This is a genomic window from Sphingomonas flavalba (genome assembly GCF_047553045.1).
GTDB lineage: Bacteria > Pseudomonadota > Alphaproteobacteria > Sphingomonadales > Sphingomonadaceae > Sphingomonas_L > Sphingomonas_L flavalba_A.
The window spans coordinates 2,125,674-2,149,391 of sequence record NZ_CP180208.1; the positions used below are offsets into that span (position 1 = coordinate 2,125,674).

A 23,718-nucleotide genomic window follows, 5' to 3' on the forward strand; every position below is an offset into this window, starting at 1 on the left:
TGCGAGCGCGGCGAAGCAATCCACGGCACGAGCGGCGCCCCCGGCGCGGCCGCTTATTCCATCATCGCCCAAAACCCGGCCGACATCGCCTCGCCCGCGTCGGACTGGATCAGCACGGCCAGCCCTTCCGCCTCGGCCAGCGCCAGCCCTTCGGCCGGCCCCAGCACGGTCAGCGCCGTCGCCCAGGCGTCGGCCAGCATGCACTGCGGGTGCAGCACGGTCACCGAATGCACGCCGTTGGCCAGCGGGCGGCCGGTGCGCGGGTCGATGCTGTGGGCGTAACGCTGGCCGCCATGGGCGAACCAGCGCCGGTAGTCGCCCGAAGTCGCCACCGCGATGTCGTGCAGGGCGACGCGCGTCGGGGCGAAATCATTGTCGGGCGGCATTTCCAGGTCGACCCACCAGGGCTGGCCGTCGGGCTTTACCCCGGCGCCACGCAATTCGCCGCCGACCTCGACCAGAAAATGCACCACGCCCTGCGCCAGCAGATGCTCGGCAACCCGGTCGACGGCATAGCCCTTGGCGATACCCGAAAAATCCAGTTCGGCCGGCCGCGTTCGCCGCGCCCGCAGGCAGGGCGCGTCCAGTTCGATCCGGGCATGCCCCGCATCGGCCAGCGCCGCCGCGATCGCCGCGTCATCCGGCGGCGCGCCGCTGCCCGGTTTCGGGCCAAAGCCCCATTGGTCGACCAGCGCGCCGATCGCCGGGTCGAACGCGCCGCCGCTGCGCGCCGCCACCGCCAGCGCCGCCTGCAATACGGTGACGAATGCGGGCGGCAGGGATTGCCACGCGCCGACCGGGCTGCGGTTGAACCGGCTGATGTCTGACCCCGGCTCCCACGGGCTCATTTCGGCGACGACGGCGTCCAGTATCCGCTGGACCGCCGCCGCCAGCCCCGGCGGTGGCGAAACCGCCCGCACCGACCAGCTTGTCCCCATCGTCCGCCCGGCCAGCGCGGCAATCGTCCCCGCCGCGTCGCGCAGGGCGAAGGCGGCGGGGGACAGCGCCGGCGGGATCAGGATGCGCGGCGGCTGCCGGTGCTGCCGGTTCAGGGCGCCAGCACCTCAAGCGTCGCGACATAGCTGGCGACGCGGCCGGGCGCAGCGGCCGGGTCCATGCCCCGGCTGGTCGTCACGTTCAGCCAGTACATCCCCGCCGTCGGCCAGGTGATCGTCACCTTGCCATCGGTGCCGGTCTTCAGGTCGATCTGGTTCAGCTGGTCGCGATAACGGATGCCGCCGGGAATGACAGTGACCGGCAGGTTCGCCGCCGGCTTGCCGTCGAGCAGGAACTGGAAGGTCGCCGGTTCGCCGGCGATCAGGTCGTTCGGATGAGTCACCGGCACCAGTTCCAGGCCGTTGTTGGTCGGCGCCAGCGCCGCCGTCGTCGGCTCGCCCACCGTCACGAAAATCTCGTTGCGGCTGCTGGTCGTCGTCGTCTTGACGTTGGTCGCCCCGGCCGGAACTGCCTGCGCCAAAGTGGCGGGCGTGGTGCCGCGCGGCAGCCGCTCGGTCTTGCCGTTCAGGTCGTAACTGCCCATCAGGCCCTCGGCCACCGACGCGATCTTGTAGGTGCCCTTCCGGGTCAGGTGAACGTCGAACGTGCTGCGATAGCGCGCGGTCAGCGCATTCTCGATCTTCGCCTCGGTGCCGTCCGGCGCCAGCGCCTTGACGTTGTTCAGCCGCATCGGCTGATGCTCGAAATAGAACAGGTCGTTGGACACGGCCGCGTCGACATTGACCCAGACGTCATCGCCGGACAGGACGGTGGCCGACGGCAGCATCCACTGTCGGTGCGCGGCCGCCGGGCTGGCCATCGTCGCGGCGAGGACGGCCGACAGGGCCAGGGTGGTGAGGCTGCGTGCGATACGGATCTTCATGTCGATACTCCCCGATTAGCGCCGAAACGCGATGGTGACCGCGCCCAGTTCCGTGGTCCCGGCGGCACGCGCGGTCTGGCCCGGCTTGGGCGGCCAGGAAAAGGGCAGGCGAAGCAGTTCGCGGCCGCCGACTTCCCGCGACGCCTCGACGACCAACGTATAATCGCCGGCCGCCAGCGCGCCGAGCGCGCCTTTTCCGGCGGTGAAGCTGATCTTGTGGGTGCCGGGCGCCCGCGTCGCGCCGGTGACGCCGTCGGCGGGAAATTTCATGCCACGGCCGGACACCCGCCACCATTGCCGCACGTCGCGCAGCCATTTGGTGCCCTCATTGTCCTTCATGTCGAAATCGTACCAGACGGCGATCGTCCTGGCCGGCGAACCGGCCTTCTCCAGCCAGAAGGCGACATAGGGCCGGTGGTATTCGGCGACCTTCAACTGCGGGATCGTCACGGTGACGTCCATCGTCTGCGCCGCTGCCGGCGCCGCGAACAGGACCGGCATGCCGATCGCCGATCCGGCCAGGATTACACGGTGGGAAAGCTGCATCACGCGATGTCCTCAGTGTCCTCAGTGGATGAAAATAATGGCGACCGCCGCCGGTATAATCAGGCCGAACCCGACCAGCGGCCAGGTGCTGCGCCGCTTGGCGGCATGCAGTTGAAGCAGGAACAGCCCGGTCAGCGCGAACACCAGGCAGGCGAAGGCGAAAATGTCGATGAACCATTTCCACGCGGGGCCGGCGTTGCGGCCCTTGTGCAGGTCGTTCAGATAGGAAATCCAGCCGCGGCTGGTCGTTTCGCTGGTCGCCTCGCCGGTCGCGCGGTCGATCGCGACCCAGCCGTCGCCGCCGGGCCGGGGCAGCGCCAGATACACTTCGTCGGCCGACCATTCGGCATTGCCGCCGGTCCTGACCGCGAATGTGTCGCCGACCCACTGCGCCAGCGCCGGCGGCAGCGGCTTCTTCTCGTCGCCCCGGTCGTCCGGCGCGATCAGCGGCAACAGCGCCTGCGGCAGCTGGCCGGTCTTCTCGACCGTCACCGGACTGGCCTCGATCTCGGCGGCATGGTTCAGGGTAAAACCGGTGATGGTGAACAGCACCAGCCCGATCAGGCTGATGGCGGAACTCATCCAGTGCCAGGTATGAATCTGTTTGAGCCAGAACGCCTTGCGCCCCCGCTTGGGGGCAAGGCTGGCAGGATTCGTTCGGGGCATCGGCGCCACGCATATCCTCTATTTCACGAATAGCGCGACATATCGAGATTGATTATCATTTCCAATACGTGTGTTCAGCCACGGCTCGCACACCCTCAATTCCGCGGCGGCTGGCGGCGATAACTAAGCGCCTCCGCCACGTGCATCCGCCCGACCCCGCCGCCCCCCGCCAGATCGGCGATCGTCCGCGCCACCCTGAGCACCCGCACATAGCCGCGCGCCGACAGCCGCATCGCCTCCGCCGCCTGGGCGAGCAGCGCGCGGCCTGCCGCGTCCGGCGTCGCCGCCGCTTCCAGCACCGCACCGTCCGCCTCGGCGTTGGTCCGCGCCGCCTGCCCTTCGTAACGCGCGGTCTGCGCCGCCCGCGCCGCCGCGACCCGCGCCGCCACCTCGGCGGATCCTTCCGCCGGCGGCGGCAGCACCAGATCGGCGGCGCTAACCGCCTGCACCTCGACATGCATGTCGATCCGGTCGAGCAGCGGGCCGGACACCTTCGCCTGATAATCGGCGGCACAGCGCGGCGCGCGGGCGCAGGCCAGCGCCGCGTCGCCCAGATGGCCGCACCGGCACGGGTTCATCGCGGCGATCAGCTGCACCCTTGCCGGAAAGGTAACATGGGCATTGGCCCGCGCGATGCTGACCGTGCCGGTCTCCAGCGGCTGGCGCAGCGAATCGAGCACCGCGCGCTGGAACTCCGGCAATTCGTCAAGGAACAGCACGCCAAGATGGGCCAGGCTGACCTCGCCCGGCCGCACCTTCAGCCCGCCGCCGGTCAGCGCCGCCATCGACGCGGAATGGTGCGGCGCGCGGAACGGCCGGGTGCGGGACAGCCGCCCGCCCTCCAGCAGCCCGGCGACGCTCGCGACCATAGACACTTCCAGCGCCTCGGCGGCGGTCAGCTCCGGCAATATCCCCGGCAGGCACGCCGCCATCAGCGACTTTCCCGCCCCCGGCGGCCCGACGAACAGCAGATTGTGGCCGCCCGCCGCCGCGATCTCCAGCGCCCGCTTCGCCGTCTCCTGCCCCTTCACCTGGCGCAGGTCGGGGCCGGCGCCCGGCGGTTCCGCTTCGCCCGGCGCGGGCGGCGCCAGCACCGCCGATCCCTTGAAATGGTTGAGCAGCGTCAGCAGGTCCGGCGCCGCCACCACCTCGATCGCGCCGGCCCAGGCCGCCTCCGCCCCCTGCGCCGCCGGGCAGACCAGTCCCCGCTCCCCTTCGGCTGCGAACAGCGCGGCGAGCAGCACGCCGGTGATCGGCGCGATCCGCGCGTCCAGCCCCAGCTCGCCGATCACCACATACCGCGCCAGCGTCTCGGCATCGACGACCCCCATCGCGCCCAGCAGCGCCAGCGCGATCGGCAGGTCGTAATGCGACCCCTCCTTGGGCAGGTCGGCGGGGGAGAGGTTGACGGTGATCCGCTTGGGCGGAAGGGCAAGGCCGAGCGCGGCGATCGCTCCGCGCACCCGCTCCCGGCTTTCGGCGACCGCCTTGTCCGGCAGGCCGACGACGACAAAGGCCGGCACCCCCGGCGTTAACTGGACCTGCACCTCGACGCCGCGCGCCTCCAGCCCGATGAACGCCACCGTACCGACATGCGCGACCATAATCCCCCCTGTTACGCAATGCCTTACGCCTCCGCCGGCGCCAAAGTCGAGCCGCCAATTCACGGCACGCCCCCCGTTTGCAAAGCGGCTATCGGCCCGGCCCGCTGCCTCGCCCCGCCACCGCCCACCCCCGCCGCGCCCGCGCCACACGCCACAATCCCCCCGCCGCGCCGTCTCCGGCGCCTTCCGGCGATTGACTCGCGCGGCGCTTTTGCCTATCCGCCCGCCTCGACACGGCCGCCGTCTCGGTGGCCCTTTTTGTTCGAATTCTAGGGAATGAGCGATGAAGCGCACTTTTCAGCCGAGCAAGCTGGTTCGCGCCCGGCGGCACGGGTTCCGCGCCCGCAAGGCGACGCCGGGCGGCCGCAAGGTGCTGGCGGCGCGCCGCGCCCGCGGTCGCAAGGTGCTGTCGGCCTGACGACGCTTACGGCCCGCGCGGATTTCCTCGCGGCCAATTCCGGGCGCCGGGCGCCGATGCCCGGTTTCGTCCTGCTCGTCAGGGACCGTCACGACGGCGACCCGACGATGCGAATCGGCTACACCGTAACCAGGAAGATCGGCGGCGCCGTCGTCCGCAACCGGATGAAGCGTCGCCTGCGTGCGCTCGTGCGCGACATCCTGCCGGAAGCGGGGGTCGCCGGGGCGGATCACGTGCTGATCGGCCGGGCCGGCGGCATCGAACGCGATTTCGCCCGGCTGCGCGACGAATTGCGCAAGGCGCTTCGCAAGGCCGGCGGATGATCGCGCGGCTGTGCATCGGCCTGGTCCGGCTGTGGCAATGGGGGCCGTCGGTGGTGCTGCCGCCCAGTTGTCGCTACGCGCCGTCCTGTTCGGCCTATGCAATCGAGGCGCTTCGCCGCTATGGCGCGGTGAAGGGCGGCTGGCTCGCGTTCCGGCGGATCGCGCGCTGTCACCCCTGGGGCGGATCGGGCTACGACCCGGTGCCATGACCAAAGCGGGAGTATTCGGTGGATAATATGCGCAACATGATCCTGGCGATCGTGCTGTCCGCACTTGTGCTGTTCGGCTGGAGCATGGTTTCGGAACGCTATTTCCCGGCGCCGAAGCCGGCGCCGACGGCCACCACCACGGCGCCCGCCGGCCAGCAGCCGGGCGCCGTCGACGCAACGACGCCCGCCGCCACCGCGCCCAGTGCGCTGCGCGACCGCGCGGCTGTGCTGGCGGAAGGGCCGCGCATCCGTATCGACACGCCGAACCTCGCCGGCTCGATCAACCTGAAGGGCGCGCGCATCGACGATCTGGTGCTGAAACGCCACCGTCAGGCGCTGGACAAGGATTCGCCGCCGGTTCGCCTGCTGTCGCCGGCCGGCGCCGCCCACGCCTATTTCGCCAGCTTCGGCTGGACCGGCGAAAATGTCGCACTGCCGGGGCCGGATACCGTCTGGACCGCCGATGCCGACGCGATGGTGCCCGGCAAGCCGCTGACCCTGCGCTGGGACAACGGCGCCGGCCAGACCTTCGTCATCCAGCTGACCGTCGACGCGGACTACATGTTCTCCGTCCGCCAGACGGTGGCGAACACCGGCGCGGGGACAATCGCGGCGCGCCCCTATTCATTGATCGCCCGCTACGGCGAATCCCCCGACCCGAACGACAAGAGCAGCTGGACGATCCACACCGGCCCGGTCGGCTTCTGGGCGGGCAAGGATCATTTCAACATCGATTATTCGACGCTCGACGAAGGCGGCGCCCAGGGCACACGCTTCCAGATCGACAAGGGCTGGCTCGGCTTCGGCGACAAATACTGGCTGACCGCGCTGATCCCGGATCAGGCCGCCACGGTCGACGCGGCGCTGTTCGCCCGCACGCCCGGCGAATATAACGCGGTGTTCAACCCGGCCCGGCCGACGCTGCTCGCACCGGGCAAGGCGTTGACCACCAGCAGCAAATTCTTCGCCGGGGCAAAGGACGTCCACCTGCTCCAGCGTTACGAAAAGGAAGGTGCCTACCAGCTCGACCTGTCGATCGACTGGGGCTGGTTCTACTGGTTCGAACTGCCGATCTTCTACCTGCTCGACTGGCTGTTCAAACTGTTCGGCAATTTCGGCGTCGCCATCCTCGGCCTGACCGTCGTCGTGCGCGGCCTGATGTTCCCGATCGCGCAGAAACAGTTTGCCTCCATGGCGGCAATGCGCGCCGTCCAGCCGAAGATGAAGGCGCTGCAGGAACGCTACAAGGACGACAAGCCGAAGCTGCAACAGGAAATGATGGCGCTCTACAAGGCGGAAAAGGTCAATCCGCTTGCCGGCTGCCTGCCGACCTTCCTGCAAATCCCGGTGTTCTACGCGCTCTACAAGGTGCTGATGCTGACCATCGAGATGCGCCACCAGCCGTTCGTGCTGTGGATCAAGGACCTGTCGGCGCCTGATCCGCTGACCCCGGTCAACCTGTTCGGCCTGTTGCCGTTCACCCCGCCGCCGTCGCTCGGCATCGGCGTGCTGCCGATCCTGCTCGGCATCACCATGTGGCTGCAATTCCGCCTGAACCCCGCGCCGATGGACGATGTCCAGAAAAAGGTGTTCGGCTTTATGCCGTGGATTCTGATGTTCGTCATGGCGCCGTTCGCCGCCGGGCTTCAGCTCTACTGGGTGATGTCCAACACGCTGACCATCCTCCAGCAGAAATGGCTGTACAGCAGGCATCCCGCGCTGCTCGCCGCCGAAGGCAAGAAATGACCGACGATCAGGCAGAGGCCGGCCGGCGCCTGTTCGCCGGCCCGGTCACTTTCCTGAAATCGGCGCCCGGCCTCAAATTCCTGCCCGACCCGGCAGTGCCGGAAGTGGCGTTCGCCGGCCGGTCCAACGTCGGCAAGTCGTCGCTGCTCAACGCGCTGACCGGGCGCAAGGCGATCGCCCGCACCTCGAACACGCCGGGGCGGACGCAGGAACTGAACTTCTTCGATGTCGGCGATCCGCTGGCGCTGCGGCTGGTCGACATGCCGGGCTACGGCTTCGCGAAGGCGCCGAAGGATGTCGTCCGCCGCTGGCGCGGGCTGATCGGCGATTTCCTGCGCGGCCGCGCCGTACTGAAACGCACGCTGGTGCTGGTGGACAGCCGCCACGGCCTGAAGGACGTCGACCGCGAACTGATGGCGATGCTCGACGCCGCCGCCGTCGGTTACCGGCTGGTGCTGACCAAGACGGACAAGATCAAGCCGACCGAACTGGCCGCGACCGCCGCCGCCGTCGCGGCAGAGGCCCGCACCCACCCCGCCGCCTATCCCGACATCCTCGCCACCTCCAGCGAAACCGGCCAGGGCATCGCCGAACTGCGCGCCGCCGTCGCGGAGGCGATCGCCTAGACAGGCACCGTGCCAGCCCTTACCCAACGCCCTCCACGAATGGAGGCGGCGGTGCTCAAGCTCATCATCGGCAACAAGGCATATAGCAGCTGGTCGCTGCGCGGCTGGCTCGCGGTCAAGCAGTCCGGCCTGCCGTTCGAGGAAATCACCGTGCCGCTGTTCGATGCCGAATGGGACAGGCGTCGCGCCGGCGACGAATTCGCGCCCAGCCAGGGCAAGGTGCCGATTCTGTGGGACGGCGACACCGTCGTCTGGGATTCGCTGGCGATCGTCGACTGGCTGGCCGACAGCGTCGGTCAGGACCGTTTCTGGCCGAAAGACGCCGCCGCCCGCGCAATGGCGCGGTCGATGGCGGCGGAAATGCATTCCGGCTTCGCCGCCCTGCGCCGCGAACACGGCATGAACGTGCGCCGCCACTATCCGCCCGCCCAGCTCACTACGGAGGCGACGGCGGACATCACCCGCGTCGTCAGCCTGTGGGCGGAGGCACGCTCGCGCTACGGCGGCGGCGGGCCGTTCCTGTTCGGCACGTTCAATGCCGCCGACATCATGTTCGCGCCGGTTGTCACCCGCTTCGTCACCTATTCGATCCCGGTCCCCCGCTTCGCCCAGGCTTATATGGAGGCGGTGCTCAACCATCCCTGGATGCAGGAATGGATCGTCGCCGCGCAGGACGAACCCTGGGTCATCGAGAAATACGAGCAGCCGGCCGCCTGACCGGGCCTCCCCTTTTCGAATCGATTCGCTGCTTTTTCGGTGGAGGCAGCGCCAGCGCCTTGTGCCGCCATCGAAAACGGACGTCGCGGAATCGGCGGTTTTGGCCGCCTCGCTTGTCTCGGGCGGCACGGACGGCCAAACAGGCGCCGTCCGGTGCCCGGCGGCATCGGTATGGAGCGAAGGGGGAAAACGTGCCGACCGTCGCGATCGACGCCTACCGGGACCTGATCGGACAACCGCTCGGCACCTCCGACTGGCTGACGGTCAGTCAGGACATGATCGATCGCTTCGCCGACGCGACCGGCGACCATCAGTTCATCCATGTCGACCCCGAACGCGCCGCGGCAACGCCATTCGGCGGGACCATCGCCCACGGCTTCCTGTCGCTGTCGCTGATGTCCGCCCTCTACGAAACCACCGACATGCCGCGTCCGGCCGGCATCCGCATCGGTGTCAATTACGGCGGCGACAAGACGCGGTTCCTGACCCCGGTGCGCTCCAACAAGCGTGTCCGTGCCCATTTCCGCCTGCTCGCTTTCGACGAAAAGCAGCCCGGCCGTTACCAGCAGACGATCGAATATGTGTTGGAAATAGAGGGGGAGGAAAAACCCGCCTTGGTTTCCGAGTGGATCATGCTGTTCTTCACCTGATAACCTAGGAGCAAAGACCATGCGCGACGCCGTCATCGTATCCACCGCCCGCACGCCGATCGGCCGCGCCTATCGCGGGGCGTTCAACAACACCCCCGCCCCCACCCTCGGCGCCCACGCGATCCGCGCCGCGGTCGAACGCGCCGGCATCGACGGTGCCGAGGTCGACGACGTCTGCTTCGGTGCCGCCCTCCAGCAGGGATCGCAGGCGACCAACGTCGCCCGCACCGCCCTGCTCCGCGCCGGCCTGCCGGTGACAGTGTCCGGCATGTCGCTCGACCGGCAATGCTCGTCCGGCCTGATGGCGATCGCCACCGCCGCCAAGCAGATCATCGTCGACAACATGGACATCTGCGTCGGCGGCGGTCTGGAATCGATCTCGCTGGTCCAGACCAAGGAGATGCGCGTCGCCCCCGACCCCGAACTGGTCGCGATGCACAAGGACATCTACATGCCGATGCTCGGCACCGCCGAGACCGTCGCCAAGCGCTACAACATCAGCCGTGAAGCGCAGGACGCCTACGCCCTCCAGTCGCAGCAGCGCACCGCCGCCGCCCAGGCCGCCGGCCGCTTCGATGCGGAGATCGTACCGACCACGGCGACGATGGCGGTGACCGACAAGGCGACCGGCGCGATCACCTATAAGGAAGTCACGCTGGCGAAGGACGAAGGCAACCGCCCCGAAACGACGCTGGAAGGGCTTGCCGCGCTCAACCCGGTGCTCGGGCCGGGCATGAACATCACCGCCGGCAACGCCAGCCAGCTCTCCGACGGCTCGTCAGCGGCGGTGCTGATGGAGGCGAAGGTCGCGGAGAAGCGCGGCCTTGCTCCGCTCGGCCGCTATGTCGGCATGGCGGTCGCCGGCACCGAGCCGGACGAAATGGGCATCGGACCGGTCTTCGCAATCCCGAAGCTGCTCAAGCGCTTCAACCTGAAGATGGACGATATCGGTCTGTGGGAACTGAACGAAGCGTTCGCGGTGCAGGTGCTCTATTGCCGCGACACGCTCGGCATCCCCGACGAATTGCTGAACGTCAGCGGCGGCGCGATCTCGATCGGCCACCCCTACGGCATGTCCGGCGCCCGGATGACCGGCCACGCGCTGATCGAAGGCAAGCGGCGCGGCGCGAAATATGTCGTTGTGACGATGTGCATCGGCGGCGGTATGGGCGCGGCCGGGCTGTTCGAGGTTCTGTAACGCCGAAACTGCGCTGATCCCGGGCCGTGTCCGCCACGGCCCGGGATCGGGCTAGGTCCGGCGCTCGGTCACAGGCGGCACATCCGGCGCCGCCGACTGTTGCGGTACCAGCCCTTCGAACCGGGTGCCCTTCGCTCGCAGGATCGGCTCGATTTCCCGGAAGAAGCGGCCATAGTGATAGAATGGCACGCTGGGCCACAGATGGTGAACCAGATGGACATCGTGGCCCATGTAAAGCAGCGGTCCGACCAGCGGCACCTTCATGATCCGCGCCTGAAGATACCGATTGCCCTCCACGAACGGCGTATGCGGCAGCCACTGCTGGAACGTACCCAGCATCAGCCGGCCGAGCGCGGCGGGAATGACGAATAGCGCGAACACGACTTCGCCATAGCCGATCGCCACCATCGCCCAGACGAACAGGCACAGGCCGGTATGGGCGGCAATGTGCACCCGCCATTCCCGCTCGGTCATGATATCGCGAGTGTCGAGATAGCCGGTGTCGAAACCGATGCGGTCGAACACCCATTTGACGACCGGGATCGGGATCAGATTGGCGATGATCGAAACCACCCAGATCAGCAGCAACCGCAGATAGCTGCCCTTCAGGAAAATATCGGGGTCGCGCGCCGTGTTGGTATGGGCATGGTGGGCCAGATGGGTGCGCTGGAGCAGCGGCCAGGTCGTGCCGATCGCCACCGAGCCGACCCAGCCGAGCGCGTTGTTGATCGGATCGAACGCTCGCGACCGCCGCATCAGGTTGCGGTGCAGCGCTTCGTGCACGATGGTATAATGCATATAGGCGGTGAACCCCAGGATCGGGGTCGCCATCCACAGGCCGATCCGCCCGCTCAGCGCAGCGGCGATGATCGCCAGGTGCACCATCGGAAGGGCGAAGGCATAGACGATCGTGGGCCACGCCACGTCCGGCGACAACGCCTTCGCCGCAGCCCGCTCGGCTGCGATGCTATTCTCCGTCATTAACCACCCCGATCGTGGATTTCAGCCGAGTCCATAGCAGTTTGGCAGCCGAATCCAAAGTGGGGCGTCAGGCGTGAGCGGCGATCCACCCTTCCAGCACCGGCGCGATCTGCTGGCGCCACCGGCTGCCGTTGAAGATGCCGTAATGGCCGACACCTTTCGCCAGGTGATACTTCTTGGCCGCAGCCGGCAGGCGTGTCGCCAGCGTCAGCGCCGCCTTCGTCTGGCCAACGCCGGATATGTCGTCGCGCTCGCCCTCGACCGCAAGCAGTGCAATGTCTGTGATGGCGGACGGGTCGACCGTCGTACCACGGTGGGTCAAGGTACCAAGCGGAAGGGCGTGGCGCTGAAACACCATGTCGACGGTTTGCAAGTAGAATTCCGCGGTCATGTCGCAGACGGAGCGATACTCGTCGTAGAAATCCTTGGCCGCCTCCGCCCCTTCGCCATCACCGGCGACAAGGTGCTTGAACATCTCCCAATGGCTCATCAGGTGGCTGCCCAGGTTCATCGACATGAATCCGGCGAGTTGAAGAAAACCCGGATAAACCCGCCGCCCGGCGCCGGGGTGATTGAACGGCACCGTCACGATGACATTCTGTTCGAACCAGGCACGCGGCCGCTCCGTCGCCAGCGTGTTGACCGCTGTCGGCGCCTCGCGCGTATCGATCGGCCCACCCATCATGGTCAGCGTTTTCGGCCGGCACGGATGGCCCGCCGCCGACATCAACGCCGCGGCGGCATAGCAGGGCACGGACGGCTGGCAGACCGCCAACATGTGCGCACCGGGGCCAAGATGCTCGAGAAAGGCGACGATATAGTCGATATAGTCGTCAAGATCGAAGCGCCCCTCGGTGAGCGGAACCTGCCGCGCATCCCGCCAGTCGGTGATGTAAACGTCGTGCCCGGGCAGCATCCGCTCGACGGTGCCACGCAGCAAGGTCGCGTAGTGGCCGGACATCGGTGCAACGATCAGCAGCCGCGGCTGCCCTTCCACACCTTCGCGCCGGAAATGCTTTAACTGGCCGAACGGCAAGCGCAGCGCGATCTCTTCCTGTACGGCAACCCGCTTACCGTCGACTGTCGTGTCGGTCAGCCCGAACTCCGGCTTGCCGCGTGGCGCCGCGGCGTGGGCAAACACTTCCAGCGCCGACGCGATGACCGGCCCTCCACCGAAATACGCCATCGGGTTTGCGGGATTGGCGAGTAGCTCAACACCGGCATTGGCCATCGCGCTTGCCCCAGCCAGAAGCGAGCGCTGCATTTCATAGGCACTATAGAGCATTCACAATCCCCACCCGCGCCCCCGACCCTGGGGCGCAAGCAGGAAACCTACGCGCATTTATCACCGCGTTGCAACATGCCAGCGCAACCGGCCCGTCCCGCTTTGAGTCGGTATTGCCTACGCCTGGCGACAACGCGGTGTGGACGGAGACTCTGCGCATTGAGGGACGCCCGCCCCCCTGCTAGAGGGCGGCATGGCCGACGAACCCAACGGTGCCGGCGAGCGCAAGCTCGGCAATCTCAGAATGATCTGGGCCCATGCCGCCCGCTATCCGGGACATATAACCGGCGCGGCGCTCGCGCTGCTGGTCGCGGCTGCGGCCACCCTCGCGATCCCCAGTGGATTCAAGCGGATCATCGACAACGGCTTCGTTGTGCATGGCGGCAATATCGCGCCCTATTTCCGCTACCTGCTGATGATCGTCGTCGTCCTGGCGATCGCGACCGCATTGCGTTTCTATTTCGTATCCTGGCTGGGCGAACGCGTCGTCGCCGATATCCGCAAGGCGGTGCAGACCAACCTGCTCCGCCTCGCGCCCCGCTATTTCGAGGAAAACCGCCCGTCCGAGATCGCGTCGCGGATGACCGCCGACACCTCCGTGATCGAACAGGTGGTCGGAACCACGATTTCCGTTGCACTGCGCAATATCGTGATGGGGATCGGCGGCATCGTCTACCTGTTCATGCTGGCGCCAAAGCTGGCGGCGATGTTGTTGCTCGGCATTCCCCTGGTCGTGCTGCCGATCGTGCTGATCGGGCGACGGCTGACCGCGATTTCCCGCCAGAGCCAGGACCGAGTAGCGGAAGTCGGCGCGATCGTGGCTGAAACGCTGGGTGCGATGAAGATCGTCCAGGCATTCGGTCAGGAGAAGCGGGAACGCGCGCGTTTTGGGATCGCGGTGGATCGGGCGTTCGGCACAGCGCGGCGGCGGATCGTGATTCGCGCCGCGATGACCGCAGTCGTTATCGCATTGATTTTCGGTTCGATCACGATGGTGATGTGGCAAGGCGCGCTGGACGTGGCGCTAGGCCGTATTTCCAGTGGCGACATTGCCGCTTTCGTGCTGACAGGTGGGTTGGTTGCCGGGGCGTTCGGCGCACTGACCGAGGTATACGGCGACCTGCTGCGCGGTGCAGGCGCGGCTGGAAGGCTGGGCGAATTACTGGCTGAAATGCCGGAAATCCGCGCACCTGCCACTCCGATGGCGTTGCCGGAGCCGCCACGCGGCCATCTCACCTTTGATCATGTCACCTTTCATTACCCAACCCGGCCCGATGTCGCCGCGCTCGACGATTTCAGTCTGGCGGTGGCGCCGGGCGAAACGGTGGCGGTGGTCGGCCCGTCCGGCGCCGGCAAGTCGACATTGTTCCAGCTTGCCCAACGCTTCTACGATCCGCAGCAGGGGACGGTCCGGCTCGACGGCATCGCCCTCCCGGATGCCGATCCGGCGGCGATCCGTGCGCGCATTGCGATGGTGCCGCAGGAAACCGTGATCTTCGCCGCATCGGCGCGCGACAATCTGCGCTATGGCCGGTGGGAAGCCGATGACGACGCGCTGTGGGCAGCGGCGGAGGCGGCCAACGCCGCCGGCTTCCTGCGCGCCCTGCCGGAGGGGCTGGACACGTTCATGGGCGAAGGTGGCGCCCGCCTGTCCGGCGGTCAGCGCCAGCGGCTGGCGATCGCCCGCGCTATCCTGCGTGATTCGCCAATCCTGCTACTCGACGAGGCGACATCGGCGCTCGATGCGGAAAGCGAGCGGTTGGTTCAGACCGCGCTTGAGCGGTTGATGGCCAATCGGACGACAGTGGTCGTCGCCCATCGGCTGGCGACGGTACGTGCCGCCGACCGGATCGTGGTGATGGCCGACGGCCGTATCGCCGAACAGGGCAATCACGACAGCCTGTCCGCCGCCAACGGGCTGTACGCCCGCCTCGCCCGGCTGCAGTTCGAAGGACTGGCGGCCTAGGCCCCGTGCCGGCGATCGACCCGAGCCTTTTACTGCGCGCCTATGCGATGGGCGTGTTCCCGATGGCCGACGCGCGCGATGTCGATGACGTCTACTGGGTCGAACCGCGGATGCGGGGCGTGTTGCCTCTCGACGGCTTTCACCTGTCCCGCTCTCTGGCGAAGACGATCCGGTCCGATCGTTTCACCGTGACCGCGGACCGCGCCTTCCCCGACGTCATAGCCGCCTGCGCGGAAATGACGGAGGACCGCCCCGGCACGTGGATCAATGCGCGAATCGAACAAGCGTGCATCGCCCTTCACGCCGCCGGTCATGCCCATTCGATCGAGTGCTGGCGGGACGATACTCTGGTCGGCGGCCTGTATGGCATCAGCCTGGGCCGCGCGTTTTTCGGCGAAAGCATGTTCAGCCGGGCGCGCGACGCATCGAAGGTCGCGATTGCCCATCTCGTCGCCCGGCTCCGCGTCGGGGGTTATACGCTGCTGGATTGCCAGTTCATCACCGACCATCTGGCCTCGCTTGGCGCGGTTGAGATTCCGCGCGACGCCTATGTTGCCGGGCTGGCGGATGCCCTTGGCGTCGGCGTGGCGGCCGGCGCGGGCAAAGGTGCCGGCGACGGCGTCGCGTCGGGCGAAGGGGTCGGGTTCGGCGTACTCGACACGCTTTTCGCGCCGCCTGCAGATCCGGCCGACGGCACCGTCGTCCCCGGCCCCATCGCCGGATGTGTCATCGTGCAGCTTTTGGGCCAGACATCATAGATCGGATGCTCGACGACGTTGAGCGACGGCGATTCCTTGTAAAGCCAGCCGGAGAACACCCGCCGCCACTTGTCGTCGGCGCCAGCCACGTCAAGCTGGACGAAGGCCCCGGTCAGCTTCTGCGTTTCCCATGGTGCCGTCGTCTCGCAGGCACGGAGCCTGACGATAACGTCGCCGACCCGCACCGCCTGCCCCGGCTTCATCGTCAGATCGCGCCACAAACCGTTGCGCTTATTGAGCAGGCCGATAACCGCGACGCGCTGGTTCATCGGCGTTTCGGTGCGCGGCGCCACGTCGCGCGGCGGCGCGGCCTGCATCGCCGGAGCTTCGTCTTCGACCACATCGGACGGCGTGGCGGCCGGCTCTGGTTCGGGGGCTGCCGCTGTCGACACCGGCTCAGCGGCATTTTCCGCCTGGAGCGCGCCGGCGCCGTGCCAGGCGGCAATGCCGGCCAGCAGCACCATGCCCGCGCCGGCGAGCGCCCGCTTCATGCCTGGTCGGGGCTCCATGCCTCGTAATCGCCGGTCGCCGCCGCGCGCCGGCCGCCAGCCTCGAGCGCGCCGGCCGGGCGATAGGCCTGTGGCGTTCCGGTCCAGTTCGGTTCAGGCGGCCGCTGCCAGGCGCGCACCGGCGGCAAGGCCTGGTCCGGCAAAGCATCGAGCGAACCGTGCAGCCAGCCGTGCCATTCCGGCGGCACGCGGCTGGCGTCGTTGGCGCCGTTGTAGATCACCCAGCGGCGGCAGCGGCCATCGACCGCCTTCTTCGCCTCGTAATAGACATTGCCGAGCGCATCCTCACCCACCTTGCGGCCGGCACGGGCGGTGAACCAAGCCGTGCCGATAGTGGCGCCGTCCCACCAGGTGAAGATCGATTTGAGGATAGCCATGCTCACGCCGTCTCAACTATGTCGCGGCACCATCGCCGCCGCTTCTCGTTGCCCGTGGCTCTAGCGCCCGGCAGCGCCGCTGTCATCCGGTCAGTGCGCGACGGCGCCCGTATTCCAGTCGACCCGATCGCCCGCCGCAATGCCGAGCGCGGCGGCGCGCCCGCCGCCGATCTCCAGCACCGCCGCGACCGGCTCGCCCGATTCGAGCGGTTCCAGCGAATAGGGCACCGTGTCCGCCGCTATCGCCGCGATCGTGCGATCCGGGCGGATGAAGATGATGTCGAGGGAAAGCGGCGTGTCCTTCATCCAGAAACTGGCCGGACGCGGCGGGGCCATCGGGAACAGCATGCCATGGTCAGCCGGCAAGGTGGTGCGAAACATAAGCCCGCGCGCCTGCTCGTCAGGAGTACGGGCAATTTCGACGGAAAAGCGCCGGGCGGTGCCGGCGGCGGTCGTTACCGTCAACGAATCCGCCGCCGGCGCCACCGTCGTGTCCGTCGCCTGCGGGCGGTCGCACCCCGCCAGCACCAGCGGCACCAGCAGCATGGCGACGGCACGCGCCGTCGCAGGGATCATCGTATCTGTTCGACGATGACGGCGAGCGGCCCCTTCCGTCCGGGGGCAACCCGCGCGATAAGGGGCTGATCCGGCACGACCTCGGCAAAGCCGGCGCGGCGCAGGGTTTCCATATGCACGAAGATATCGGCGGAACCATCGTCGCGCATCAGAAAGCCATAGCCCTTCAGGCGATTGAACCATTTGACGCGCACCGCTTCCGGCGGCCCGGCCTGTTCGACCAGCGTCGACGGATCGATCCGGTCGCGCGGTGGCGCCAGATCCTGATCCGGCCCGGTGGCGGTACTAAGGTCGAACGACACGACTTCGCGCGCCTGCAGGCCGCGATCGCGGCGGACAGCCAGGCATTCCGCCCGCGCCCCTTCCGGCAGGCTGCGACGACCATGGTCGCGCAACACGGAAAAATGGATCAATATGTCGCCCGATCCATCGTCGGCGACCATGAAGCCGAAGCCCCGCGTGGCGTCGAACCATTTGACGACACCACTGTAATGGTCGAGCGGCTCTTCAGCCTCCGCTCCGACAACATCATCGCGGTCGACCGAAGCCCCCCCGTCGGGCTGGTCATTTTCCATAAACAATGACACGGCAGTCTGACTATCACCCACGCTGGTCCCCCCAACGCCTAGCGTTATGACCTTAGCACGGGTGGTTAGTAAATTCGAAATAATGATTTCGGAAGCGACTCAACCGTCCTCATCAGGGACAGTTCCGAACGGCCATTCAACAATTCGTATTACAAATTCAAACGGATGCCCCGCCCGCAGCATCGCGGCGATCGCACGCTGCCGCGCGGCACGATCGGGCGGCCTCGGCGCGAACGGGCCGAATCGCCGCCGCCGGGCAAACGCCAACGCCGCCGCCCAGCCCCCTGCTTTTGCCGAGTCTTCCACCGATACCCGGTCGGCATCCGCGATGCCGGCGACACGCAGCGCCACGCTGATCCGCCGCTCGCCATAACCCCGCCTTTGCAAGGCCATGGCCCGCGCATTGGCGTAAGCGAGGTCGTCGACATAGCCGAGATCGGCGAAACGCGCGACGAGCGCCGCAACCGGCGGATCCCCCTCTCCCGCCCAGCCGCGCTGCGTCAGCTTGCGCTCCAGATAGGCGGCAAGGCGCGCGCGCGTCGTCGCGTAACGTCCGACATATCCTAGCGCCAGGCGCGAGAGCGAGTCGTCGTCGAGCGGCGGCGCCGTGGAATGGCCGGGACGTGGACGCATGCGCCACGATTGTGCCACAGTCGCGTCCATATTTAAACGTCACCTTTGCGTTAGCGTATGGTCCGGAAACACATGTCGACGCGCGGTGCTCACTTGCTCAGGCGCCGCCCGACGATAAGGAGAAGGGACAGGCGGTGCTGGACGCGCTTGAGACCAGAACCATAGTGGGATCGCACCAGAACATCATGACCACCATGCTTCCAACGCCGTCGGACGATGGCCTGCCGCGGCGCTTCGCCGATTTCGCGACGCTGGGCGACGCCCTCGACTATGCGGCGCGTGGCGAGCGCGGCTTCAATTTCCACGACGCCCGCGGCGCCCTGATCCATCCCTATCCGTTCGCGATGCTGCGCCATGACGCGCGCGCGGCAGCGTTCCGCCTGATCGCCCACGGCATCGGGCCGGGCGACCGGATCGCGCTGATCGCCGAGACCGGGGCAGATTTCGCGGCACTGTTCTTCGGCGCCGTCTATGCCGGGGCATGGCCCGTGCCGTTGCCGCTGCCGACATCGTTCGGCGGGGCGGCTGCCTACGTCGACCAGCTCAGGACGCAGCTTGGCAGTTGTGATCCGGCGCTGCTGCTCTATCCGGCCGAGTTGGATCAGATGGCGAGCGACGCCGCGACGCAAGCCGGGGTGATGGGTATCACCTTCGAAGCCTTTGCCGCGCTTGAAAGCCCAGAGGCACTTTTGCCGCCGGCCCGCCCCGATGACATCGCCTATCTCCAGTATTCCAGCGGATCGACCCGGTTTCCGCACGGCGTTGCCGTTACCCATGCCGGTCTGCTCAGCAATTTGGCGGCGCACGCCCACGGCATGGCGGTCACCTCCGGCGACCGCTGCATATCCTGGCTGCCTTGGTATCACGACATGGGCCTGGTCGGCTGCATGCTGTCGCCGGTCGCCAACCAGGTGTCGACCGATTACCTGAAGACCGAGGATTTCGCGCGGCGTCCACTCGCCTGGCTTGACCTGATCAGCCGCAATCCGGGTACGACGCTCAGCTATTCGCCGACCTTCGGCTACGACATCTGCGCGCGGCGCATGTCGAGCCAGACCAAGGCGGCGGAACGGTTCGACCTGTCGCGCTGGCGGGTGGCGGGCAACGGCGCCGACATGATCCGCCCCGATGTGATGCAGGCCTTCGTCGACGCCTTTGCCGACGCCGGTTTCGATGCGAAGGCGTTCCTGCCCAGCTATGGCCTGGCGGAAGCGACGCTGGCGGTTTCGATCATGCCGCCGGGCGAAGGTATCGTCGTCGAGCTGGTCGAGGAAACCCAGCTGTCCGGCGCCAGCGGCGACGCAGGCCGGCCGCAGCGTTATCGTGCGATCGTCAATTGCGGCGTACCGGCACGCGACATGACAATCGAGATCCGCGAGGAGGACGGCACCCCCCTTCCGGACAAGGCGATTGGCAAGGTGTGGTGCAAGGGGCCGTCGGTGATGGCCGGCTATTTCCGCGATCCCGAAGCGACCGCCGCCTGCCTGGTCGACGGCTGGCTGGACACCGGCGACATGGGCTACATGTCGGGCGGTTACCTCTATATCGTCGGCCGCGCCAAGGACATGATCATCGTCAACGGGCGCAACCACTGGCCTCAGGATATCGAGTGGGCGGTGGAGCAATTGCCCGGTTTCAAGGCCGGCGACATCGCGGCTTTCTCTATTACCACGCCGGGCGGGGAAGAAACGCCGGCCGTGCTGGTCCAGTGCCGCACCTCCGATCAGAGCGAGCGTGCGCGGCTGCGCGACCAGATCCGCGAGAAGGTTCGCGCGATCACCGGCATGAACTGCGTCGTCGAGCTGGTGCCGCCGCGGACCCTGCCGAGGACCAGTTCCGGCAAGCTGAGCCGGGCCAAAGCGCGCAACCTGTATCTGTCCGGCGAAATCCAGCCCTACGACCTCGCCGCCTGAAAGATGCGTCCGAAACGGACCTCGCTTACCGATCGCTAACCTAACGCCGCTATACCGGCGGCGTGAAGATTCGACCCTCTGCCACCCAAACCGCCGCTGGTATCGGCTGGCGCCTGCTGTTCGGCTTTGCTGACAGCGGCACGGCCGATTTCAGTTCGGTGCGCGCGGCGCAAATCGCCGCCGTCAACCGGTTCACCCTGCTCCGCCTGACCGGAGAACTGACCGCAGCATTGCTGCTCGTCCTGCTTCTCGCCCACAGCGCGCCGATCGTCACGCTCGGCCTGTGGTTCGGCGTAGCGGCGCTGGTGTCGGTCGCAACCGTGTTCAATCGGCTCAAAATGCGGGATGCCGCGGCGGAAAACGCAACGCCTGGCGACCTGCACCGCGAAACGCTGCAGTCGATCGCGCTCGGGCTGGTCTGGGCGGTACCGCCCGTGCTGTTCAGCGGTATCGGCGGCATCGAACAGCAGATCAGCCTGTGGACGATCTACTTCGCGCTGATGGTCGGAACGACGCTGCTGCTTTCGCCGCTACCGCTCGGCGCGATCAGCTTCTTGCTGCTCGTCGGCGGTTCCAACGCGTTGGCGATGTGGAAGGCGGGCATGCCGATGGCCAGCTCCGTCGGCGCCAGTTTCACGCTGATGCTGGTCGGCGCCTGCCTGGCAAACGGCCGCGCGTTCATCTCCCACCGCACGACAACCCGGGCGCTGGTCGAGAAGGATGAGGTCGTCAGCCTGCTGCTGCGCGAGTTCGAGGACGGAGACGCCGACTGGCTGTGGCAGATCGATGCGTCGAAGAGCCTGACCCATGTCTCGCCCCGCCTCGCCTATGCGTTGGGCGAGGAAGCGATGGCACTGGAAGGACGACCATTCCTGCAGATGCTGGCCGGAGACAGCTGGGAAACCGGCAATTTTTCTGCCCCACTGCGGATTTTTGCCGAGAAGTTGAAAAAGCGGGAGGCGTTCAGCAACCTGCCGATGCCGGTCACGATCAAAGGCGAAACGCGCTGGTGGGAAATGTCCGCCAGCCCCCGCTACGACGATCGCGGCGCTTTTCTCGGCTTCCGCGGTGTCGGTTCCGACATCACCGCCGAACGGCAGTCAGCGGACAAGATCAACCGCATGGCCCGGTTCGACACGCTGACCGGCCTGCCGAATCGCCTGCAGATCACCGAGGCGCTGGGCAAGGCGATGGCCCATGCCGACCAGTGGCGGACGCGCTGCGCGTTCATGATGATCGACCTGGATCGGTTCAAAGCGGTCAATGACACGCTTGGCCACCCGGTCGGCGACCGGCTGCTCGGCCGCGTGTCGGAACGGCTGCGCGCGCTAATGAGCGAAAACGAGATGTGCGGGCGTCTTGGCGGCGACGAGTTTGCCGTTGTCGTCCGCGACGCGTCCGACAGTGCCCGGCTTGAACGGCTGGCACGCCGGATCATCGAGGAATTGTCCCGACCCTACGAAGTGGACAGTCACACATTGTATATCGGCGCCAGCGTCGGCACCGCGGTCGGCCCGCGCGACGGGCGCTCGGTGGAAATGCTGATCCGCTCCGCCGACCTCGCGCTCTATCGCTCCAAGGACGCCGGCGGCAGCACCTATCACGCCTACGAACCACAGTTGCACGTCCATGCCGAAGAGCGCCGCGTTCTGGAAATCGCGCTTCGCAAGGCGCTGGAACGCGGTGAGATGTTCCTCAATTACCAACCGGTCGTTTCGGCCGACAGCGGCACGATCGAGAGTTTCGAAGCGTTGCTGCGCTGGACCAACCCGGACCTCGGCAATGTCTCCCCCGCCCGCTTCGTGCCGGTCGCGGAAGAAGCGCGGCTGATCGCGCCGATCGGCGAGTGGGTGCTGCGCACGGCCTGCGCCGAGGCGATGAACTGGCCGGCAAGCGTCCGGATCGCGGTCAACGTCTCCGCCGACCAGCTTGGCGACCCCAGCTTCGTGTCAACGGTGGTCTCCGCCCTCGCCCAGAGCGGCCTGCCTGCCCACCGGCTGGAACTCGAAGTGACCGAAAGCGTGTTCATGCGCGAAGGCACCTGCGCCGTGCAGGTCCTCCAGCAATTGATCGAACTGGGCATCCGCCTGTCGCTCGACGATTTCGGCACCGGCTATTCGTCACTCGGCTATCTGAGCCGCACAAAATTCTCGACGATCAAGATCGACCGCAGCTTCGTTCAGGGCGCGTCGCGCAACGTGCAGGAGAATCTGGCGATCATCCGCGCCGTCGTCGCGCTGGCCGACAGCCTGGGCATGGCAACGACCGCCGAAGGCGTCGAAACCGAGGAAGAATACGCGATGATCCGCAAGCTCGGTTGCCGCAAGGTACAAGGCTATCTGTTCGGCCGGCCGATGTCGACGCAGGACGCGCGCGCGCTGTTCAACGACCCCGCGAAGGTGGTTGCCGCCTGATCCGGCACGCAGGGCCTTGCATGGCCCCGGCGTCGCGGCTAATCCGCCCCTCCGCACGGAGGAGTGTAGCTCAGTTGGTAGAGCATCGGTCTCCAAAACCGAGGGCCGGGGGTTCGAGTCCCTCCACTCCTGCCAGGCGATCCCGCAAAACCGCCACCCGTGCTTGCGTGGCCCTGCCGAAGGCCGTATAGGGCGCGGATTCGGAAATTCGGTCGCTGTCGACCCGATCCCAAGGGACGGGCTGGGGGGCTTTGACCCGGTTTCCTAAAGAATTTGGATCGACCAGGACGGGATTCAGGTGGCGAAAGCGACGGACTTCATCGCGAATATACCGCGCTTCGTGCAGCAGGTGCGCACGGAAACCTCGAAGGTCGTGTGGCCGACCGGCCGTGAAACGATGATGACCACCGTCATGGTGTTGATCATGACCAGCCTGCTTGGCCTGTTCTTCTTCGGCGTCGACCGGGTGTTCAGCATGATCGTCAGTTTCCTGCTGTCCCTCGCCGCCTGATCGCTCGAAAGGTAAACTCCGCTTCCATGTCTCGCTGGTACATCATTCACGCCTATTCGGGCTTCGAGAACAAGGTGCGCGATTCGATTCTCGCCGACGCGACCCGCATGGGCCTCGACGCGCTGGTCGAATCGGTCGAAGTGCCGACCGAAACCGTCACCGAGGTCCGGCGCGGCAAGAAAGTGCAGTCCGAACGCAAGTTCTTCCCCGGCTATGTTCTCGCCAAGCTGGAGATGAACGACGACGTCTATCACCTGGTGAAGAACACGCCGAAAGTGACCGGCTTCCTCGGCAGTTCCGGCAAGCCGCAGCCGATCAGCGAGGCGGAAGCCGCGCGCATTCTGAACACCAAGGAAGAGGCCGCCGCCGCCCCCAAGACCCGGGTCAAGGTGGACTACGAGATCGGCGATTCCGTCAAGGTGCTCGACGGCCCGTTCGCCAGCTTCAACGGCGTGGTCGAGGAATTGGATTTCGACCGCAGCCGGGTGAAGGTGTCGGTGTCGATTTTCGGGCGCGCCACTCCGGTCGAACTGGAGTTCGAGCAGGTCGAGCGCTCAAAGTAATTCCGGCCGCGGCCGGATACCCGGCGGGAGGCAGCAACGCTGCCGCATGGACCGCTAAACTTG

25 protein-coding genes, 1 tRNA gene and 1 pseudogene are annotated in these 23,718 nt (G+C 66.9%); 15 read left to right on the plus strand and 12 right to left on the minus strand.

Going from position 1 to position 23,718, the window contains the following annotated elements; genetic code table 11:
- Positions 1-53 precede the first annotated feature (53 nt).
- From ACMT1E_RS10140 to ACMT1E_RS10160, 5 genes are all read right to left on the minus strand, one after another.
- On the minus strand, positions 54-938 hold the full coding sequence (locus ACMT1E_RS10140) for an FAD:protein FMN transferase (RefSeq protein WP_414900040.1): 885 nt from the start codon (positions 936-938) through the stop codon (positions 54-56).
- A 110-nt stretch (positions 939-1,048) separates the two neighbouring features.
- The gene (locus ACMT1E_RS10145) at positions 1,049-1,879 is read right to left on the minus strand and encodes a DUF4198 domain-containing protein (RefSeq protein WP_414900041.1); all 831 of its coding nucleotides are present in this window, start codon (positions 1,877-1,879) and stop codon (positions 1,049-1,051) included.
- Positions 1,880-1,894: 15 nt separating this feature from the next.
- On the minus strand, positions 1,895-2,425 hold the full coding sequence (locus ACMT1E_RS10150; RefSeq protein WP_414900042.1) for a DUF2271 domain-containing protein: 531 nt from the start codon (positions 2,423-2,425) through the stop codon (positions 1,895-1,897).
- 21 nt (positions 2,426-2,446) lie between these two features.
- The gene (locus ACMT1E_RS10155; RefSeq protein ID WP_414900043.1) at positions 2,447-3,091 is read right to left on the minus strand and encodes a PepSY-associated TM helix domain-containing protein; all 645 of its coding nucleotides are present in this window, start codon (positions 3,089-3,091) and stop codon (positions 2,447-2,449) included.
- A 95-nt stretch (positions 3,092-3,186) separates the two neighbouring features.
- Positions 3,187-4,695 carry a YifB family Mg chelatase-like AAA ATPase gene (locus ACMT1E_RS10160; protein ID WP_414900045.1) on the minus strand — a complete coding sequence of 503 codons (1,509 nt, stop codon included), beginning with the start codon at positions 4,693-4,695 and terminating at the stop codon, positions 3,187-3,189.
- Between the two features lie 283 nt (positions 4,696-4,978).
- On the opposite strand from ACMT1E_RS10160, the gene rpmH reads away from it, so the two are divergent.
- The 8 genes from rpmH to ACMT1E_RS10200 all read left to right on the plus strand — a co-directional run bounded on the left by rpmH (position 4,979) and on the right by ACMT1E_RS10200 (position 10,582).
- Complete coding sequence (gene rpmH / locus ACMT1E_RS10165) at positions 4,979-5,113, plus strand: 50S ribosomal protein L34 (protein ID WP_414900047.1); 135 nt, start codon at positions 4,979-4,981, stop codon at positions 5,111-5,113.
- Between the two features lie 56 nt (positions 5,114-5,169).
- Positions 5,170-5,436, plus strand: coding sequence for a ribonuclease P protein component (gene rnpA, locus ACMT1E_RS10170; RefSeq protein ID WP_414900048.1), 267 nt, complete (start codon positions 5,170-5,172; stop codon positions 5,434-5,436).
- Positions 5,433-5,645 (plus strand): membrane protein insertion efficiency factor YidD, encoded by a 213-nt coding sequence (gene yidD, locus ACMT1E_RS10175; protein WP_414900049.1) that lies wholly within the window; start codon positions 5,433-5,435, stop codon positions 5,643-5,645. The genes rnpA and yidD overlap by 4 nt, the downstream gene beginning before the upstream one ends.
- 18 nt (positions 5,646-5,663) lie before the next feature.
- Complete coding sequence (gene yidC, locus ACMT1E_RS10180) at positions 5,664-7,391, plus strand: membrane protein insertase YidC (protein WP_414900050.1); 1,728 nt, start codon at positions 5,664-5,666, stop codon at positions 7,389-7,391.
- Positions 7,388-8,017: a ribosome biogenesis GTP-binding protein YihA/YsxC gene (yihA, locus tag ACMT1E_RS10185; RefSeq protein ID WP_414900052.1), complete on the plus strand. Its 630-nt coding sequence runs from the start codon at positions 7,388-7,390 to the stop codon at positions 8,015-8,017. The genes yidC and yihA overlap by 4 nt, the downstream gene beginning before the upstream one ends.
- A gap of 39 nt (positions 8,018-8,056) precedes the next feature.
- Positions 8,057-8,734 (plus strand): glutathione S-transferase family protein, encoded by a 678-nt coding sequence (locus ACMT1E_RS10190; protein WP_414900054.1) that lies wholly within the window; start codon positions 8,057-8,059, stop codon positions 8,732-8,734.
- A gap of 191 nt (positions 8,735-8,925) precedes the next feature.
- Positions 8,926-9,384, plus strand: a complete 459-nt coding sequence (locus tag ACMT1E_RS10195) for a MaoC family dehydratase (protein ID WP_414900056.1) — start codon at positions 8,926-8,928, stop codon at positions 9,382-9,384.
- A 19-nt stretch (positions 9,385-9,403) separates the two neighbouring features.
- Positions 9,404-10,582 (plus strand): acetyl-CoA C-acyltransferase, encoded by a 1,179-nt coding sequence (locus ACMT1E_RS10200; RefSeq protein WP_414900057.1) that lies wholly within the window; start codon positions 9,404-9,406, stop codon positions 10,580-10,582.
- 51 nt (positions 10,583-10,633) lie between these two features.
- Here the strand turns inward: ACMT1E_RS10200 and ACMT1E_RS10205 are convergent, their stop codons facing one another.
- Both ACMT1E_RS10205 and ACMT1E_RS10210 read right to left on the minus strand, forming a co-directional pair.
- Positions 10,634-11,563: a fatty acid desaturase gene (locus tag ACMT1E_RS10205; RefSeq protein ID WP_414900059.1), complete on the minus strand. Its 930-nt coding sequence runs from the start codon at positions 11,561-11,563 to the stop codon at positions 10,634-10,636.
- Positions 11,564-11,630: 67 nt separating this feature from the next.
- On the minus strand, positions 11,631-12,848 hold the full coding sequence (locus tag ACMT1E_RS10210) for a polyhydroxyalkanoate depolymerase (RefSeq protein WP_414900060.1): 1,218 nt from the start codon (positions 12,846-12,848) through the stop codon (positions 11,631-11,633).
- Between the two features lie 193 nt (positions 12,849-13,041).
- Between ACMT1E_RS10210 and ACMT1E_RS10215 the strand changes: the two genes are divergently transcribed.
- On the plus strand, positions 13,042-14,814 hold the full coding sequence (locus ACMT1E_RS10215; protein WP_414900061.1) for an ABC transporter transmembrane domain-containing protein: 1,773 nt from the start codon (positions 13,042-13,044) through the stop codon (positions 14,812-14,814).
- Positions 14,815-14,819: 5 nt separating this feature from the next.
- Positions 14,820-15,572 (plus strand): leucyl/phenylalanyl-tRNA--protein transferase, encoded by a 753-nt coding sequence (gene aat / locus ACMT1E_RS10220; protein WP_414900062.1) that lies wholly within the window; start codon positions 14,820-14,822, stop codon positions 15,570-15,572.
- Between the two features lie 35 nt (positions 15,573-15,607).
- Here the strand turns inward: aat and ACMT1E_RS10225 are convergent.
- The 5 genes and pseudogenes from ACMT1E_RS10225 to ACMT1E_RS10245 form a co-directional block, all read right to left on the minus strand.
- Positions 15,608-16,081: pseudogene (locus tag ACMT1E_RS10225) on the minus strand (DUF2155 domain-containing protein); the annotation flags it as partial.
- Positions 16,060-16,458 carry an NADH:ubiquinone oxidoreductase subunit NDUFA12 gene (locus tag ACMT1E_RS10230; protein ID WP_414900063.1) on the minus strand — a complete coding sequence of 133 codons (399 nt, stop codon included), beginning with the start codon at positions 16,456-16,458 and terminating at the stop codon, positions 16,060-16,062. The pseudogene ACMT1E_RS10225 and the gene ACMT1E_RS10230, both read right to left, overlap by 22 nt.
- A 90-nt stretch (positions 16,459-16,548) precedes the next feature.
- Positions 16,549-17,034 carry a DUF192 domain-containing protein gene (locus tag ACMT1E_RS10235; protein WP_414900065.1) on the minus strand — a complete coding sequence of 162 codons (486 nt, stop codon included), beginning with the start codon at positions 17,032-17,034 and terminating at the stop codon, positions 16,549-16,551.
- On the minus strand, positions 17,031-17,621 hold the full coding sequence (locus ACMT1E_RS10240; RefSeq protein ID WP_414900066.1) for a cold-shock protein: 591 nt from the start codon (positions 17,619-17,621) through the stop codon (positions 17,031-17,033). The genes ACMT1E_RS10235 and ACMT1E_RS10240 overlap by 4 nt, the downstream gene beginning before the upstream one ends.
- 99 nt (positions 17,622-17,720) lie before the next feature.
- Positions 17,721-18,284, minus strand: coding sequence for a RecX family transcriptional regulator (locus tag ACMT1E_RS10245; protein WP_414900067.1), 564 nt, complete (start codon positions 18,282-18,284; stop codon positions 17,721-17,723).
- Between the two features lie 155 nt (positions 18,285-18,439).
- Between ACMT1E_RS10245 and ACMT1E_RS10250 the strand changes: the two genes are divergently transcribed.
- From ACMT1E_RS10250 to nusG, 5 genes are all read left to right on the plus strand, one after another.
- On the plus strand, positions 18,440-20,167 hold the full coding sequence (locus ACMT1E_RS10250; protein WP_414900068.1) for a fatty acyl-AMP ligase: 1,728 nt from the start codon (positions 18,440-18,442) through the stop codon (positions 20,165-20,167).
- Between the two features lie 62 nt (positions 20,168-20,229).
- Entirely contained in the window at positions 20,230-22,581 is a 2,352-nt protein-coding gene (locus ACMT1E_RS10255) for a putative bifunctional diguanylate cyclase/phosphodiesterase (RefSeq protein WP_414900069.1), read from the plus strand.
- Between the two features lie 59 nt (positions 22,582-22,640).
- Positions 22,641-22,716, plus strand: a tRNA-Trp gene (locus ACMT1E_RS10260).
- 163 nt (positions 22,717-22,879) lie between these two features.
- Positions 22,880-23,092: a preprotein translocase subunit SecE gene (gene secE, locus ACMT1E_RS10265; RefSeq protein WP_414900070.1), complete on the plus strand. Its 213-nt coding sequence runs from the start codon at positions 22,880-22,882 to the stop codon at positions 23,090-23,092.
- 26 nt (positions 23,093-23,118) lie between these two features.
- Positions 23,119-23,655: a transcription termination/antitermination protein NusG gene (gene nusG / locus ACMT1E_RS10270; RefSeq protein WP_414900071.1), complete on the plus strand. Its 537-nt coding sequence runs from the start codon at positions 23,119-23,121 to the stop codon at positions 23,653-23,655.
- Positions 23,656-23,718 lie beyond the last annotated feature (63 nt).